General features: G+C 35.8%; 14 protein-coding genes. 8 read left to right on the top strand and 6 right to left on the bottom strand.

The window, feature by feature from the left end; all coding sequences use genetic code 11:
- The first annotated feature begins 34 nt into the window (after positions 1 to 34).
- On the top strand, positions 35 to 2776 hold the full coding sequence (locus tag ACFTQ7_RS12055) for an ATP-binding protein (RefSeq protein WP_386828939.1): 2742 nt from the start codon (positions 35 to 37) through the stop codon (positions 2774 to 2776).
- Between the two features lie 4 nt (positions 2777 to 2780).
- Complete coding sequence (locus tag ACFTQ7_RS12050; RefSeq protein ID WP_386828938.1) at positions 2781 to 3620, top strand: CheR family methyltransferase; 840 nt, start codon at positions 2781 to 2783, stop codon at positions 3618 to 3620.
- A gap of 69 nt (positions 3621 to 3689) precedes the next feature.
- Here the strand turns inward: ACFTQ7_RS12050 and ACFTQ7_RS12045 are convergent, their stop codons facing one another.
- The 3 genes from ACFTQ7_RS12045 to psiE form a co-directional block, all read right to left on the bottom strand.
- Positions 3690 to 4826 carry a SpoIIE family protein phosphatase gene (locus tag ACFTQ7_RS12045; protein WP_386828936.1) on the bottom strand — a complete coding sequence of 379 codons (1137 nt, stop codon included), beginning with the start codon at positions 4824 to 4826 and terminating at the stop codon, positions 3690 to 3692.
- A gap of 203 nt (positions 4827 to 5029) precedes the next feature.
- A complete protein-coding gene (locus ACFTQ7_RS12040) occupies positions 5030 to 6043 on the bottom strand; it encodes an HAAS signaling domain-containing protein (protein WP_386828934.1) in 1014 nt (337 codons plus the stop codon).
- Between the two features lie 606 nt (positions 6044 to 6649).
- On the bottom strand, positions 6650 to 7105 hold the full coding sequence (psiE, locus tag ACFTQ7_RS12035; RefSeq protein ID WP_386828932.1) for a phosphate-starvation-inducible protein PsiE: 456 nt from the start codon (positions 7103 to 7105) through the stop codon (positions 6650 to 6652).
- 472 nt (positions 7106 to 7577) lie between these two features.
- Between psiE and ACFTQ7_RS12030 the strand changes: the two genes are divergently transcribed.
- Positions 7578 to 7799: a phosphate-starvation-inducible protein PsiE gene (locus ACFTQ7_RS12030; protein ID WP_386828930.1), complete on the top strand. Its 222-nt coding sequence runs from the start codon at positions 7578 to 7580 to the stop codon at positions 7797 to 7799.
- Positions 7800 to 8002: 203 nt separating this feature from the next.
- Here the strand turns inward: ACFTQ7_RS12030 and guaC are convergent, their stop codons facing one another.
- Positions 8003 to 8986: a GMP reductase gene (guaC, locus tag ACFTQ7_RS12025; protein WP_386828929.1), complete on the bottom strand. Its 984-nt coding sequence runs from the start codon at positions 8984 to 8986 to the stop codon at positions 8003 to 8005.
- 367 nt (positions 8987 to 9353) lie between these two features.
- Here guaC and ACFTQ7_RS12020 point away from each other — a divergent pair, with 367 nt between their 5' ends.
- Positions 9354 to 9773, top strand: coding sequence for a VOC family protein (locus ACFTQ7_RS12020; protein ID WP_349660210.1), 420 nt, complete (start codon positions 9354 to 9356; stop codon positions 9771 to 9773).
- Positions 9774 to 9834: 61 nt separating this feature from the next.
- On the opposite strand, the gene ACFTQ7_RS12015 is transcribed toward ACFTQ7_RS12020, so the two are convergent.
- The gene (locus tag ACFTQ7_RS12015) at positions 9835 to 11784 is read right to left on the bottom strand and encodes a methyl-accepting chemotaxis protein (RefSeq protein WP_386828927.1); all 1950 of its coding nucleotides are present in this window, start codon (positions 11782 to 11784) and stop codon (positions 9835 to 9837) included.
- 302 nt (positions 11785 to 12086) lie between these two features.
- Here ACFTQ7_RS12015 and ACFTQ7_RS12010 point away from each other — a divergent pair, with 302 nt between their 5' ends.
- Positions 12087 to 12461, top strand: a complete 375-nt coding sequence (locus ACFTQ7_RS12010; RefSeq protein WP_197142626.1) for a VOC family protein — start codon at positions 12087 to 12089, stop codon at positions 12459 to 12461.
- Positions 12462 to 12556: 95 nt separating this feature from the next.
- Here the strand turns inward: ACFTQ7_RS12010 and ACFTQ7_RS12005 are convergent, their stop codons facing one another.
- On the bottom strand, positions 12557 to 13303 hold the full coding sequence (locus ACFTQ7_RS12005) for a hypothetical protein (protein WP_386828924.1): 747 nt from the start codon (positions 13301 to 13303) through the stop codon (positions 12557 to 12559).
- 269 nt (positions 13304 to 13572) lie between these two features.
- Between ACFTQ7_RS12005 and ACFTQ7_RS12000 the strand changes: the two genes are divergently transcribed.
- From ACFTQ7_RS12000 to ACFTQ7_RS11990, 3 genes are all read left to right on the top strand, one after another.
- Positions 13573 to 14760, top strand: coding sequence for an acyl-CoA dehydrogenase family protein (locus tag ACFTQ7_RS12000; protein ID WP_386828922.1), 1188 nt, complete (start codon positions 13573 to 13575; stop codon positions 14758 to 14760).
- A 13-nt stretch (positions 14761 to 14773) separates the two neighbouring features.
- Positions 14774 to 15643 carry a transporter substrate-binding domain-containing protein gene (locus tag ACFTQ7_RS11995; protein ID WP_386828920.1) on the top strand — a complete coding sequence of 290 codons (870 nt, stop codon included), beginning with the start codon at positions 14774 to 14776 and terminating at the stop codon, positions 15641 to 15643.
- A 316-nt stretch (positions 15644 to 15959) separates the two neighbouring features.
- Positions 15960 to 16667, top strand: coding sequence for an amino acid ABC transporter permease (locus ACFTQ7_RS11990; protein WP_349660215.1), 708 nt, complete (start codon positions 15960 to 15962; stop codon positions 16665 to 16667).
- The last annotated feature ends 6 nt before the right edge of the window (positions 16668 to 16673 follow it).

Raw genomic sequence — 16673 nt, 5'->3', positions numbered from 1 at the left:
GTAGAGTTTACGTCAGATAAAGGTAGGAAAGCAAATGTTCAATAAATTAAAGATAGGTATACGAAGGAAAATTACGTTAGGCTATATTGTTATCATACTTTGTTTACTTGCATCAGTGCTCATCTTAAATAATCAAATTATCTCTCTACAAAAAGAAAGAAATTATATTATCAATAATAATTCACATATACATGCTGTAACCAATCGCATTGAAAAATACATTTTAGATATGGAATCGAGCCAGAGGGGCTTTGTTATTACGGGTGAACCAAGCTATTTAGAGAACTATTACGAAGCTGGTGAAAAGTGGAGATCCGATTTTAATGAACTTTATCAGCTTTTTGAAAATAAACCAACACAACAACAGAAGTTAAACGAGATAAAGGCAACAATAGAGCATTGGATTACAACATCAGGAGAACCATCCATTGAATTTCAAAAAGAAAACAATGCAGAAGCGTTAGGGGAACTCTTCAAAGTAGATGTAGGTCGTAAAGACATGGAAACAGTACGAGCTCAGTTTGAATCACTCCGTTCAGAGGTAATTGCAAGTATGCAAGCCAAAGTAAATGACTTGGACAAAATGAATAGTATCGTAACACTTACACTGCTCGGCATACTTGTATTTATTTCAGTTGTTGCGATTATCATTGCAAATGGTATTTCTCGTTCAATCGTAAAAACGTTAACACAGGTTACGCAAACGATTCAAGAAATCGCTACTTCCAAGGGCAGTCAAAAAGGAAGGATTCATGTTAGAACGAATGATGAGATCAATGACCTTGCAGCTGCTACAAATGAGTTGTTGAATATACTCGAGAGAAGAGAATGGCTGCAGCTGAATATCGCGGAAATCGTCACAAAATATCAAGGCATTTCTGCCATCACCAAATTAGCTGAAACTTTCCTTTCGGAAATAGCGCAAAAAACGCAGTCTTCTCTTGGTGCATTTTATGTTAGAGAAACCACTGATAACAATATACAGTTTGTAAAAAAGGCTGCTTTTGCAGATGCAAGGGATAATGCTGGAATTGAGAGCTTTAAACTGGGGCAAGGTTTAATTGGACAATGTGCTTTAGAAAAAAAGATTTTAATTTATAATGATATTCCAGAAGACTTCCGTTTAATAGGTACTAGCTTAGGGGAAGTACCACCAAAAAGTATTTTTATCGTCCCTATTAAATTTGAAAATGACGTCATAGCTGTCGTTGAATTAGCTACAATGACTGGCTTTAATGAGCAACAGCGGGAATTAGTGAAGCAAGTTATTGAAACCTTTGGATTAACAATCAATAGTGTCCTAGGGCGTATGGAAATTGTCCGTTTATTGAATGAATCAAGAGCTTTGACTGAGGAATTACAGGCACAATCTGAAAAGCTTCAGACACAATCAGAAGAATTGCAGCTGCAAACAGAGGAACTGACAATGATTAATGAACAATTGGAAGAAAGAACAAAAGAGGCAGAGTTAAAGTCGAGAGAATTAGAACAAGCTAAAAAAGAATTAGAGGAAAGTGCGGAACAGCTGTTACTAAATTCAAATTATAAATCTGAGTTTTTAGCCAATATGTCACATGAATTACGAACGCCACTGAATAGCATTTTAATTTTATCTGAAATGTTAGCTGAAAATAGCCAAAATACATTATCAGAAGAGGAAGCCGAATATGCAAAGGTTATCCATTCTTCAGGTGGAGATCTACTGGCACTAATTAATGATATTTTAGATTTATCAAAAGTTGAGGCAGGCAAGCTTGATATTAATTTTGATGAAATGAATATGAGTGAGGTTCCTGTACAAATTGAGCAAACCTTTGCGCCTGTTGCAATGAAAAAAAATCTACAATTCTATATTTCGAAAGATGAAAATGTAGTCGATATTTTCTATACTGATGAACAAAGATTCCAGCAAATATTGAAGAATTTATTATCAAATGCCTTTAAATTTACAAAGCAAGGCTCAGTTCGTCTGGACATTAAACAGCTTAGAGAAGAACAGTTAACAAATAATATGAAGGATGTTAGTGCTGACTGGTTAGAAATCATAGTTTCCGATACAGGTATAGGGATTCCTAGGGACAAGCATCAGCTTATTTTTGAATCATTCCAACAGGCTGATGGGGCAACGATACGTAAATACGGTGGAACCGGTCTTGGCTTGTCCATTTGTAAAGAGCTTGCAAGATTACTTGGCGGCTGGATTTCTTTACAAAGTAATGAAGGGCAAGGTAGTACATTCACACTAACCATCCCAAGCTTGCCAAATGGCATCGAGGAGCAAGAATGTCTTGAACTTGCTATTCATGAGGTAGGGGCTACCAATGAATTAGAAGAACTAATGGAAGAACAGCTATTGGAAACTCAGGATTTCTCTCAACAAGAGGTAGAAGTTTTTCAAGGAAAAAATATTTTAATTGTAGACGATGATTACCGTAATATTTATGCATTAAAAAATGCACTCGAAAAACGAGGTATGAATATCTTAGTTGCTAAAGATGGGATAGAGTGTTTAGATATTATGCAAGCTAATGATGAAATTGACCTTATTTTGATGGATATTATGATGCCGAATTTGGATGGCTATGAAACGATGTCGATTATACGCAAACAAATGAAGATTACGAATTTACCGATTATTGCTTTAACAGCGAAGGCTATGAAAAATGATCGAGATAAAACATTAGAGGCGGGTGCTTCAGATTATATAAGTAAGCCGTTAAATTTAGATCAATTAGTATCCGTTTTAAGAGTATGGCTAGTTTCTAAAGGGAGTTAATAAAATGGAACGATTTCCTTTGCTGAAAAAAATGCATACAGATTTAGAAATTGATTTATTACTAGAGGCTATTTATCGTTTGTCGGGCTTTGATTTTCGGCAATATAATCGATCTTCTATATCACGGAGGATTTATAGAAGGATGGGGATGAGTAATATCCCAACGATTTCTCGTGTACTTGAAAAAGTAATACATGAAGATGGGTTTTTAGAGCAACTATTGAATGATTTTTCGATAAATGTTACTGAAATGTTCCGTAACCCTAGTTTTTTTAAGGCTTTTCGCGAAGAGGTTGTACCTTTTTTAAGAGATTACCCTGAAATTCGGATATGGCATGCAGGATGTTCTACAGGTGAGGAAGTATACTCCATGGCTATTTTGCTACAGGAAGAAGGGTTAATGGATAAAGCGGTTATTTATGCTACGGATATGAACGAACAAGTATTGGAAAAGGCAAAAAAAGGAGTATTCCCGATTAACAAAATGCAGGCATATACGAAAAACTATATGCTTGCTGGCGGCATCCATGCTTTTTCCGAATACTATAAAACAGATTATCAATATGCTTATTTCCATCCGGCACTGTTAAAAAACATTATATTTGCACAGCATAATTTAGTAACAGATCAATCGTTTAATGAATTTCATGTCATTATGTGCCGAAATGTTTTGATTTATTTTTCACCTGAGTTACAAAACCAGGTTCATCATTTGTTTTCCGAAAGTATAAGTGATAATGGATTTTTATGCTTAGGCGATAAAGAGACACTACGATTTGAAGGTGTTATTTCAAAATATAAAGAAATCGTAGGCAATGAAAAAATATATCAGAAGATAAAGTAAGATAAAAAATAGGCTGTTGTCCAAGTTTCCCACAGTAGAGACTTAGGCAACGGCCACTTTTTATGTAGTTTAATGTGCCTGTATCATTAATACGCACATATCATCTGGCTGATTACCTTGTTTCTCCTTAGGCAGTATATGGTCAATCAGACGTCGAGAATGATCCCATTTCGTAGATATTAGCGTTTGTAAATGCTTCTCGGATTCCATTTCACATGGTCCCATTGCCTCCAACACACCGTCCGTATATAAAATAATTTGCACGCCCTCATTGTATTGAATGAATTGCTTTTGCACGTCAATCTCATCAAAAAAGCCGACTGCGCAGCTTCCTCGATTTAAATGTACGAGCGTTTTTTCATCAACTAGAGCATAGCCAGAAGGATGACCGGCGTTTACATATTCAATGGTTTTTTGTTCTGTATCAATCACTAAATAAATAGCTGTGAAATAAAAAAGATTGTCCTCTTTTCCGTTTCGTAAAATTGTCATATAACGGTTTAACTCTTTTATAACTAATTCGGGATCTTCTAATTGTTTAACAGCTTCTCTTAGGACAGAGGAGATAAACATACAAACAAGTGCTGCAGAGATACCATGTCCCATCATATCAAGCAAAATGCAGGCGTATCGGTGATCATTTATTTTATGCCAATAATACATATCACCTGCTAAATTAGAAGAAGGAAGATAAGAGACCTCTATTTGAATATTTTTCTCGTTTACAGGGGCGCTCAAAAGGCTTCTTTGTACATGTGTAGCCAAGTCTAATTCGTATTGTATTTTTTTTTCTTGCTGAGTATGCCAATCTAATTCAGCTTTCAATCGTAAAGCAACCCGAATTCTAGCAAGAAGCTCGGTTTTATTTATTGGCTTTGTAATATAATCTACTCCACCGATATCAAGTGCTTCCGCAATCGTGTTTTTATCTTCTAGAGCGGTGACAAAGATAATTTGAATATCCTTTAATCGTTCATTTTGCTTAATGCGTTTGCAAGCTTCAATACCGTCTACTTCAGGCATCATAATATCTAATAAAATTAAATCCACTGAATTTCCTGTTGGATTTGGCGCATCTAACTGTAAATAATCAAAAAGTTCATAGGCAGATGTTAGAGAAACACAGTTATCATAACCTGCATTTTTTAATATTTTTTCAATTACAAATAGATTGACTTGATTGTCATCTACAAGAAGAATGGTCATAATTATTTCCCCTTATTCTGTCTGAATTAGTGCAAATTATTTATGAATGAATTTTAATAACTCTCAACTTTATTATACAAAACATTAGAGAATAACGGTATTTTGATCAATTGGGGGAGTTTTTAACCGTTTTTTAGTAGGTAGTAAAAATATATGAGTAAGTAAGGGCCAACAAGAAAGAGTCAGCCCCAAAACGTATTTTTTCAAATTCTAGCCTTTTTAAAGCCACTATAAATATCATATGCATTTGCTACGATGGTGATAGCTATGCTGACGAATAAAATTCGATCTATAGCAACCAAAATCTTAGCGGAGGTCGTTTCCGTAATCGCAGCAATATAAGGTACAGCGGGACTGTGTATAAAATCAGGTTGAATAGCCATTAGGATAAAAACAATGATTCCTGTACATTGAAGAAGAGCATTAACTACGGCAATTAACATTGTCCATTGGCCTTCCTTCAATTTCCATAATGTTAAAGCTACACTTAAAACGATACAAATTAAAATAATTGGTGCAAAGGAGAGTAAGACTTCCTGATTGAATATAGGCATAATAAATTTAAAGCCACCTTTATTGTGAGAAGTATAGATTCCTATAAGGTGATGAGCATTGAAATAGACAAAGGAGAAGATAGCAATACCTAAGAAACTTAAAATATTATCATTAAGCGAAATCGTTTTTTCTTTAGGAATTATTTTAACTGTAGTTAAATCATCAGGTGTCCAATCTGGATGGTCCTTTAAAAGGGGTATTCGAATATTATTTTCTCCAGATGATCGTTCTATGACAATGAAAGTAACTGTAATCCAGAAGAGTACGTAGATGATTACTGAAATAATATGAGCGATAGTTAAAGAAATAGTATTAATAATAGCAGACAGAAGAGCGCCACCTTCTTCATTATAAAGCACAATACTTTCTATCATCTGTACAATAACTGTAATAATTATTGCCCAAGGAATAACTAATTTTATTGTCCTAATATAAGTATCAAACACTTTTGGACCGATTAATAATCGTGGTGTGTTTTGATAGCTTGCTGCAACTTCTACAGGACTTCCTAGCTTCTTAAGTACTTCCTTAATATCTGATTCTGAATAATCTTCAGGTAACATATTTTCAATAGTAGATCTTAACTCTAGACTGGTTTCATCGCGTTTTTCTTTGCGGATTCTCCTAGTTACTTCATGAATATATACATCAATCAGATTCATTCTTTCCGTCTCCCTTCAATAATTCATGCTGTCCCAAGTTCATAGCTGTACATTCCTTTTCGAGCTGAGCTATATGTGCTCAACCCATCCTATTTCTAAGTTATTTATAATTACTTCCTAATGCTCTAATCGACGAAGTAACGAGATCAGTTCATAGTTACTTCTGAATGGCTTGAATAGGGGGCTAGCCGATAAACGATTTATGTAGTTGATCTAAAAAAGCACTAATAGTCCACCACAGTTTTTTGCGCGTGGTAATATATGTTATTATCAAGAACTGAAATTAATGTAAAAAACCGTGCTTAAAATAAATTCCATGTAGGGTGGGAATGTATATGTGAATCATTTGAAGATTATTGAAGGAAGAAGACTGTATACATCAGGAAGGTTTACTGAACAAAAGAGCCCTTTTATACACAATCAAAACAACGAGGCATTATTTTCAGTATTATGGGTTTTGCGACTCCATCATTTTGAAATGAACCTTAATTCCAATGAGGGGAGTCGACCTAATTTATAGTTGATGGCCTTCATGAAAAAGAAAGGACGCCAACGAATATAGAGCTCGTTGTCTAAGGTTCAGGGATTTTGCTTACTGTAATAAAACTATTGTTCTTTTTTCATAAAGAGTGACGAGCGTACAGGTCGTTCCAGCGGCGTAATATTAATAATAAAATAGCTAATAATTAATATTAAAATAATAAGTGAATAAATTAATGTATTAATGGGATGGTCATGCTCTACAATAATTAATCGAATCATGGCTGTAATCCCTATATATATAAAATACCTTAGTGGAAAATGATAACTCTCTTTAAAATATTTAATAATCATCGTGATAAATTCAAAATACAAAAAGAAAATAAGAATGTTAGCGAGGAAAAGCTTATAGTCTCCGCCATCATTGTTGAATAATAAAATATTTAGGAATTGAATGAGTTCTTTGCAAAGTAGGAAGGATAAAATGAGTGCTAAAAGTACAAGGCAAACATTTAGAAACAATTGTAAAAATTTCGGTACAGCCTTTACTAATTGTAAGTAGGTCGAGTTCTTTTGGTTCACAGAATTCCTCCAATCTTGTAAATCGTCCTAAGTGAAAATGAAAAAACTAAATGGAGAACAAATAATCATATGATTGAGCGTCATCATTTTATGATTTGAATATAACAAATTATCGTAAATGTACGAGCATTTATTTGTAAAGTTTTGGTGTATATTGGATTATCACCGAAAGCTGTGGATGATATTTGTTAAAACGTATGTTATGAGTATAGGTTGAGTGGAGGCTGGCGACTCCTTGGGGATCAGTGGACGCCCTCGGGAAGCTTTGCGCTGTGCGAAAGCGTAGCGACGCAACACAAATGTTTTCTGTATGAAAGCGAAGCGGCAGCAAAAAAAGCGCCCAGTCGGAACGGAAATCAACCACAAGTTATAGTAATGAGCCTATATATTAGCGAAAGAAAGTTTTTAAAATAAATTAGCTGTATGCTAAAATAGATGTGCATGAATATAAAATTTAAAAGGGGTTTTTAAAATGGCTAAAGCAGCAAAAACAGGAAAAATTACACCAGAGCGTTTAGAGGAAGCATTAAACGTACGTGATCGTCTTATTATCGAGTTACTAGTACAAGTACTTGATGAAAAGCTTGTAATTGAACGTCCATTATTACGTGAGCGTGTAGCAAATCTTGTAGACCTTTCTGATCATGATGAAGAATTAAAAGAAACGATCCACGCTGTTATTAACAAACTATAATTTAAAGGGAAATGCTACACTTCATTGGTAGCATTTTTTCTTTTGCTGCAAAGATATGTTTTCAACAAAAGAATCGGTCAACCAAGAGCCGAGAACGCTCGGGTAGTCCGAAAAATTGCTCAGTATTTGCCCTAGGAGAAACGGAAACCAACAAAAAACCCAAACAAGAATTTATTTCATTCTTGTTTGGGTTCTTATAGTTTTTAGTATACTTTATCTCCATTAAAAATAGAGTTCTTCACAATTACATAATCTACATTTCGAATGGCATCTAGTTTATTGCCACCTGCATAAGAAATAGACGATTGAAGATCTTGCTGCATTTCAATTAAAGTATCTTTGATGCTGCCCTTATGTTCAACAAACATCTTTTTACCTTCAACATTTTTACGTTCGCCTTTTTGGAATTCAGAAGCAGACCCGAAGTATTCCTTCACAGTTTTACCGTCGATTTCGATTGTTTCACCAGGTGACTCCTCGTGACCTGCAAATAATGAGCCAATCATTACCATTGAAGCACCAAAGCGAACCGATTTTGCAATATCACCATGTGTACGAATACCACCATCAGCGATAATTGGCTTTGTTGCAGCTTTTGCACACCAGCGTAGTGCAGCCAGCTGCCAACCACCTGTACCAAAACCAGTTTTGATTTTAGTAATACATACTTTACCTGGTCCAATACCAACTTTTGTTGCATCTGCACCAGCATTTTCAAGTTCACGAACTGCCTCAGGTGTGCCCACATTACCAGCAATTACAAAGCTAGTTGGTAGATGTTTTTTAATATGCTGAATCATACGAATAACAGCATTTGAATGCCCATGTGCAATATCGATTGTCATAAAATCAGGCACTACATTAGCAGCTGCTAATTCTTCAATAAATGTGTATTCTTCATCTTTTACACCAACACTAATAGATGCGATTAAGCCACGAGCTTGCATATCTTTGATGAAATCGATACGAGTTTCTGGATTAAAACGGTGCATGATATAAAAGTAACCGTTTTCAGCAAGCTTCACAGCAAGACTTTCGTCGATAATTGTTTGCATGTTTGCTGGTACAACCGGAAGCTTGAATGTATGACCGCCTAAAGTAACAGAAGTATCACATTCTGAGCGACTTTCTACAATACATTTTGCGGGAATTAGCTGAATATCCTCATAGTCAAATACGTTATCCATTATAAACACTCCTAAAATACGAATATTTTTTAAGTTTTGATTTAAATTGTTCGTCATTTGGTAATTTACATTATTTTCGAGTAAATGTCAAAGCTTTTATCTAAATTAATAAAAAAATAGCAGGAAAGAACAGGAATTAAGCGAAATATATAGATATATCACTTTTTGTTAGAGTGGGAAGGCGGTGTAAGTTTACTTTATTCAAAAGTTAAAAGTAGTTAGAGGAAATCCTGAGCTTTTGTAGGGGAGTAAGCTGTTATTGTTTTTCAAAAGAAGGAAAGTAATTTATTGATTCTAAGATTTGTACTATTAGTTATTAACCGTGTAAAATAAAATTGTTTCGAAAATGACAAAGGGAGTGTTGAAAATGGCAGTAGAGGTTTATTTAAATTTTAATGGAAATTGTCGAGAGGCTGTAACTTTTTATGAGACAGTTTTTAATACAAACAAGCCTGAAATTATGACGTTTGGAGATTCACCACAGAATCCAAGTTATCCATTACCAGAGGAAGCAAAAGATCTTGTCATGCATACGCGACTTTCGATTTTTGGTAGCACTGTAATGTTTTCAGATACATTTCCAGGACACCCATTCACGATTGGAAACAATGTAACGTTAGCCGTTGTCTCAGGCGATGAGGCCCAGATGCGAAAAGCTTTTGATGGCCTTAAAGAAGGTGGCAAAGTTACGATGGAGCTACAAGAAACGTTTTGGAGTAAATGTTATGGTTCTCTTACTGATAAATTTGGTGTTGAATGGCAATTTAGTCATGAGGAGAATAGATAAAATTACTATTAAAAAGCACGATGTTTTTGGAAAGTTCTCCATTAACATCGTGCTTTTCTTTTTAGTATTTAAAACGATTCACATAGCTTTGTAATTCATCAGCCATATCGAGAAGTGCTTTTGAGGCTACAGCCATTTCCTGCATCGAAGACAATGTTTGTTCAGTTGAAGCGGCAACTTCCTCTGACGCTGCAGCATTTATTTTAGCATGATCTGTTAGTTCTATAGCTGTTGCAGAAACCTCTTCGACTACTGCTGACATCTCCTGAGCTGATGCAGATATATCCTCCACTTTCGGAGCAATTTCGTGGAGACGCTTAATGATACTTGAAAACTTTTTACTTGTATCTTCTGTTAGCTGTAAACCATCCTGGACATCGGCTGAAGTTTTCATCATTGTTTGAACAGACTTAGCCGTATCTTGCTGAATGCCAGAAATTAGTGCAGAAATCTGCTCTGCCGATTGATGAGATTGCTCTGCTAACTTCCGCACTTCATCGGCAACTACTGCAAAGCCTTTCCCGTGCTCTCCAGCTCGCGCTGCCTCAATAGCAGCATTAAGGGCAAGCAGATTTGTTTGCTCTGAAATAGCGCTAATAATTTCTAAAATAGAACCAATTTCTTTTGTTCGATCATAGAGTGATTTAATCATCGTATCCGATTGTGTCACAGATTCATGAATCGAGACCATTTGATTAACAGTTTGTTCTACTGCTTGTCCGCCTTCATCGGCCAATTGTATAGCACGGCTCGATAAATCGGAAACCTGCATGGAGCTATCAGCGATCTCGACGACTCCTTTTGCGATTTCCTCAATAGAAACAGCATTTTGGTCAATACCAGTTGTTTGTTTTTCTGTACTGACAGCAACCTGCTGCATAGCTTCAGTAACTTGTTCAGAAGCAGCGATATTTTGTTCGGCATTCGCAGATAAGCCATGCGCCGAAGTTTGAACATGTTGAGAGCTTTGATCAACGTTACGAATAAGTTTTTTTAAGTTAACCTTCATGGCGATAAAAGCTTCTCCAAGCTGTCCAATCTCATCTTTCGAATGATTGTCAATAAACTCTGTTAAATCGCCCTCGCTAATTTTTATAGCGCTTTGTTTAAGTCGATTGATCGGGTTAACGACTGATTTGATCATGAATAGCATAAAAATAATGCCAACAGTAATAGAAATGGCGATAATTATTAAATTGATATTAAATGTTGAAGCAGCAGCGTTAGCAGCCTCAGCTGTAAACATGGTACCAACGACTTTCCAGCCTGTTAGCTTATTTGTAACAAATTGAAGTTGTCGATCTTTCTCTATAACAGTACCACTATCTTGTTCATAGATTTTAGTAATATAGCTTTCTGTTGCTTCAGCACCACTTTCTTTATTTGGGTGGGCAATATAAATTTTATTACTATCTAAAAGTGAAGCAAAGCCAGTTTCTCCAATGCGTATATCATTCGTGATGGTACTTAATCTAGATATATTTACATCTAGCCCTATTACCCCTGAGCCGTCTGGTAAAGCCTGAGTAATCGTAAGAACGATATCACCTGTAGTCTGTGTAACGTATGGAGCTGTAATAGATACTTGGTCTTTGTTATCTACAGCTTGCGTATACCAAGATCTTTTACGAGGGTCAAACCCACTAGGGTATTTTTGGGCAGGTTCATCCAGTAGTCTGCCATCAGAGGTTCCGATATAAATTAGCTCCACCTCTGGATGCATGTTCATGTATTCGTGGAAAAGAGATTTAAGTTCTGTAGTTTTACCTTCTTGTAAATAAGATTGATGGAGCTTGTTTGAAAAATATTGAACGTCTTTCACTTTTGGCTCAATCGTGTTAGTAATATTCGTATTAAGCATGCGCACACTTTCAGTTGCACTTGCTTGCTGTTCTTTTGAAATTTGCCTTCCAGCACTTTGGTAAGACACAATTCCAATTAACAGTGTTGGAATGAGAAGCATTGCTAAAAACGAAAAAATGAGCTTTTTCCTTAAACTTAGTTGTTTCACTTGAATTATCCTCACTATGATATAGTATTTTAAACTTTTTTATCACCGAATATTGAGTAAGTAATAATGCCTGAGTGGATGGTGATAAAGTCTATACATTAACTTTCTATGTAAACAATAGATAGCTAGGCTCATTTTACCAAAAATAAGATAAAAGTTAAGCATTTTATAATAACTGTTCACTATATAGTAGATTTCTTCAATAAATACTTTAAAATTCTCCTAAAAACGATAACCGCTAAATGACATATAAAGCTACTTTTTGATGTATACTAATGCTCAAAAGAGGAGGGAATTGTTTCATGATTCGACAAATTGGACAAGTAATGTTGTATGTAAATGATCAAGATACTGCCGTGAAATTTTGGACAGAAAAAGTTGGATTTGTTGTAGTTGCTGATCAGGAAGAGGGCGGAGTACGCTGGATTGAAATTGCTCCTACTAAAGAAGCTCAAACTACCTTTGTTTTACACAATAAAGAAATCATTGCAAAAATGCAGCCTGACTTAAATTTAGGGACACCTTCTATAATGTTTTATGCCGAACATATAGAAGATCTATATCAAGATTTTCAAGCAAAAGGCGTTAAAGTAGGGGATTTAGTCATGATGCCAATGGGTAGAGTTTTTAATTTTGCTGATCACGAAAATAATTATTTTGCATTAGTAGAAAAATAAGCCTTGTCTACCCTAGAAAAGGCAAGAATCTGTCCAATTTCGATTGCGGAAATCAGGCAAATTCTTGCTTTGTCCTTATATAAGGACATGGTAACTTATTTTAAATCTTCGCCAAAAATCGCTACAGTTTGACGGTCAACGCTAAATTTATTGCCATCCCATTTCAAAATATTTTCTACATAACCTAATCCATCGGCATGAAATCTGCCTGCTATAGTCTGATACGCTAAAATTTCATATATGCCATCTCGTTCATAGTCGACCGGATATAATCCGCTGATTGGATCAACCCATCCTTGAATTGGGTGCTTTAGTGTACCGTCTTGATTATAAATTTCTGCTAAATACTCCTGACCTTTGTATTGTAAATCTATGATATATTGTTTTTTGGGATTCATGCTACGGACGGCTACTTTATATTGGTTTTGATAATTAACAGTGTATTTTAGCGTATTACTAAACGTTTCTGCATCAAAAATTGAGCGTATTTTCCCGTTTATTGAGGCAAATATTTCACCATTGATAATACCGCCACTACCCCCCGTGTCAGAAATAGCTAAAATATCATCTTGATGATTCCCAGTAAAGTCACCTAAAAATATAGTTGGGTTGTACCCGACGCTTTGTTTTAGCATTATTTTTTCGAATTGGTGCGTCTGTCCGTAAAATATCGCAAGCGTTAGGTTTTTCCACAAAGGGCTATCTGGTGTTTTATTCCCCATCAAAAGAACAGTTTCAAGTAAGCCATCTCCATTAATATCTCCAAATTTCGTCTGAATAACCTGAGGGGTCATAGGCGAAATAGGTATATTATTTAAGGCTGGATTCATATTATTAGTCATACATGCACCTCTTTCTATAGTGTTAGCATATGCTGTAAATATGGCTTGGTGAAAAAAGAAGACATGTAAGTAATGGATATAAAACTTATAAAAAAACTTGTTATTATCCCATTGACATTTTTAAATGTGAAAAGTATTATAAATGTCAACGAATCAGAAAATTCAGTACCACACATTCTCTTGCTACAAAACGTAGTTAGAGATTTTTTACAACATTAATTCTTAGTAAGTATATATGTTTTATACATTTTGGGAAGAAGGAGATTTTCTTGAAAAATTTATTTGTTAAAACAAAGCAACAACAGTATTGGCTTGATCAGCTAGCATCTATTTCGGAGTCAATAAAGGCTGAAGCTAAAGAAGTAGATGAACAATCTCGTTTTCCATTCGAAGCACATAAACTACTTCTGCAAATTGGTTATCCAAAACTAACTTTACCGAAAGAATTTGGCGGTGAAGGATTATCAGTCTATGATATGGTACTCGTTCAAGAAACGTTAGCAAGCTATGACGAGAATGCTTCACTCTCGCTAGGATGGACATTAGGCGTTGTAGGTGAACTATATGAGAAAAAGCTATGGACAGACGATTTACTAAGTTCGTTTGCTCAGGAAATAAAGAACGGTGCAATTATAAATAGGGCTGCGAGTGAAGCGGCAACAGGTAGTCCAACACGTGGAGGGCGACCCGGAACGAATGCTGTTTCTAAAGAGGCTGGTTGGCTCATAAATGGGCGTAAAATCTTTACGACAGCCTCCCCAGTACTAGATTACTTCTTAACATCAGCATGGGTTGAGGAGAAAAATCAAATTGGTTACTTCCTTATTCATAAAGATGCCAAAGGGCTTTCAATCGAAGAGAACTGGGAAATGTCTGCAATGCGAGGCACAAGTAGTCATGACCTAGTGTTAAAAGATGTAATCGTTCCTTCAAATCATTTAGTAGAGTTACCAAGTCACCCAAGTGGCGGCAAAATAAATGGTTGGATTCTACATATACCAGCAACATACTTAGGGATTGCGCAGGCAGCCCGCGATTATGCGCTGCATTTTGCAAATCATTATCAACCTAATAGTTTAAATGCTCCCATTAGTACATTACCTAATGTGCAGCAACTCCTAGGTGATATTGAATTAAAGCTATATCAAGCGCGTTTTGTACTCTATGGAGTTGCCGAAGCTTATGATGACCCAGCTAGACGTGAGCTTTTGGTAAATGAAATGGCAGTTGCTAAGCATACCGTAACAAATTTGGCAATTGAAATCGTCGATAAGGCAATGCGTGTAGTAGGAGCTAAAAGCCTACAATTAACGAATCCATTACAGCGTTATTATCGAAATGTTCGTGCAGGACTTCATAATCCACCGATGGATGATATGACAATTATTAAATTGGCAAATGCCGCAATTGAACAGCAGAAATCGACTGAACATCAATTACAAAACAATGGAGAATAAGGGGAAATGACATATGTTTAAACAAAAGAAAAAGATTTTCCAATTGGCTGCACTCGGGTTAGCTTCACTTGCTATTTTAGCAGGCTGTAATTCAGGTGAAGCTTCAGATAAAGATTCAGAGGATGGCGGGAAAGTACGTACAGTGAAGGTTGCATTTGACCAGGCATCTAAGCCAATTAGTTATCTTGATGATAACGGAAATCCGACTGGCTACGATGTGGAAGTCATGAAGTTAGTGGATGAACAGTTACCTGACTATAAGTTTGAATTTGTAGGCACGACTAGTGATGATTTACTAATTGGTGTTGAGCAAGGGAAATATCAAGTAGGAATAAAAAATGCCTTCTTTACGCAAGAACGTACGGAAAAGTTTATTTTCCCTAAAGAATTTTTAGGCTTAAGTAGTGCGGGTTTAGTATTACGTAAAGAGGATGAAGGCGTAAAAACATTAGCCGACTTTGCGAATAAGGGTTATTCATTAGCTCCAATTGCTGCGAATAATGCTCAATACACAATTATTGATGAATATAATAAAGCCAACCCAGACAATAAAGTGAAATTACAGGCTGGTGATGCGTTCACTGTCGATGTTGTGCAATGGGTAAATGAAAAACGTGTCGATGGCGGTGTCATGATTGAAGGTCCATTTAAACAACAAGTCATAGCAGAAGATGGCCCCTATCATAATTTAAAGGATGACGTAGTTTACAACGAATTTGCCGTTATTAAAACATGGCCGTTATTCAATAAAAAAGACCAGGAATTTGCAGATGCTTACGATAAAGCTATAGCAAAAATTAAAGAGCAAAAGAAAACAAATGAATTAAGCACTAAGTTTTACGGTCGAGATTTATTTGAAGTGTTAGAAACCGTGAAGCGCTAATAGGCGGTAGCGGTACTACCAAATAAAAGGCTGTTGAGTCAGTATACTCAGCAGTCTTTATTAATAAAAAGAGAATTATTGTATCAGGTGTGTTGATTAGGGAAAAATGTTGGTCAATTGTTGGGTAAAAAAGGATTTTTTGTGATTTACCTTATATATGAGCATATTTAGCTGATTGTAGTGAAGGTCTACTTGACTCCCGCCGGAAAGCAAATAGCGCGTAACGGAAATCAGCGTATTCTACTTAATTTTAGTAATTAAAAATGGCTAATCAACACACCTCTTATTGTACATCTATATAGAAGTTGGTGAGGAAATGGAGAAGTATTTTGATTCATCATACATTTGGAACTCAATTCCTGTATTATTGCCGTTTTTAAAAGTGACCTTCCTAGTCGCAGGATCTTCCATTGTACTAGGCACAATATTTGGCTTACTATTAGCGGCTGCCAAGTTAAGTTCAATAAAATTGCTGCGAAAATTAGCGAACTTATATACAACGATTATGCGTTGTACACCATCTATCGTCTTATTATTCCTCGTCTATTATGGTGTTCCAGCGTTAGCGGAAAACTTCGGCATAAATCTCCATTCAATTGAAACAGCCATTTTCGTAGTCGTAACGTTCACTTTACAGTTTGCGGCGATTATGTCAGAAGTTATTCGTTCTGCTTATTTAGCGATTGATAAAGGGCAATTTGAAGCGGCTGTTAGTGTGGGATTAACGCCAGTCCAAGCTTATCGCCGTATTATTTTCCCGCAGGCACTCGTTATCGCTTTACCGAACTTTGGGAATGGAATGATTGCGTTATTACAAGAAGGGGCGCTTGCTTATACAATCGGCTTAATTGATATTGTCGGTAAGGCAAATTTAATTATCGCAAGTAATATTAATGCACATGCATTAGAAATATATATCGCTTTAGCCATTGTTTATTGGGTCCTGTCGATTATTATCGAAAAATTCTTCGCTATGCTAGAAAAGTTTTTTGGTAAGGGGAAAAAGACATTAGAAACAACATAAGGAGGC

It is taken from the genome of Lysinibacillus sp. NPDC056959 (assembly GCF_042674095.1).
Lineage (GTDB): Bacteria > Bacillota > Bacilli > Bacillales_A > Planococcaceae > Lysinibacillus > Lysinibacillus zambalensis.
Note: the sequence above shows the minus strand (reverse complement) of the source record. Positions and strands in the feature narration are given on the sequence as shown.

Bases quoted from the DNA above. Each gene is read 5' to 3' on its own strand.
- ACFTQ7_RS12055 (WP_386828939.1), top strand. From the start codon at position 35: ATGTTCAATAAATTAAAGATAGGTATACGAAGGAAAATTACGTTAGGC.
- ACFTQ7_RS12050 (WP_386828938.1), top strand. From the start codon at position 2,781: ATGGAACGATTTCCTTTGCTGAAAAAAATGCATACAGATTTAGAAATT.
- ACFTQ7_RS12045 (WP_386828936.1), bottom strand. From the start codon at position 4,826: ATGACCATTCTTCTTGTAGATGACAATCAAGTCAATCTATTTGTAATT.
- ACFTQ7_RS12040 (WP_386828934.1), bottom strand. From the start codon at position 6,043: ATGAATCTGATTGATGTATATATTCATGAAGTAACTAGGAGAATCCGC.
- ACFTQ7_RS12030 (WP_386828930.1), top strand. From the start codon at position 7,578: ATGGCTAAAGCAGCAAAAACAGGAAAAATTACACCAGAGCGTTTAGAG.
- guaC (WP_386828929.1), bottom strand. From the start codon at position 8,986: ATGGATAACGTATTTGACTATGAGGATATTCAGCTAATTCCCGCAAAA.
- ACFTQ7_RS12020 (WP_349660210.1), top strand. From the start codon at position 9,354: ATGGCAGTAGAGGTTTATTTAAATTTTAATGGAAATTGTCGAGAGGCT.
- ACFTQ7_RS12010 (WP_197142626.1), top strand. From the start codon at position 12,087: ATGATTCGACAAATTGGACAAGTAATGTTGTATGTAAATGATCAAGAT.
- ACFTQ7_RS12005 (WP_386828924.1), bottom strand. From the start codon at position 13,303: ATGACTAATAATATGAATCCAGCCTTAAATAATATACCTATTTCGCCT.
- ACFTQ7_RS11995 (WP_386828920.1), top strand. From the start codon at position 14,774: ATGTTTAAACAAAAGAAAAAGATTTTCCAATTGGCTGCACTCGGGTTA.
- ACFTQ7_RS11990 (WP_349660215.1), top strand. From the start codon at position 15,960: ATGGAGAAGTATTTTGATTCATCATACATTTGGAACTCAATTCCTGTA.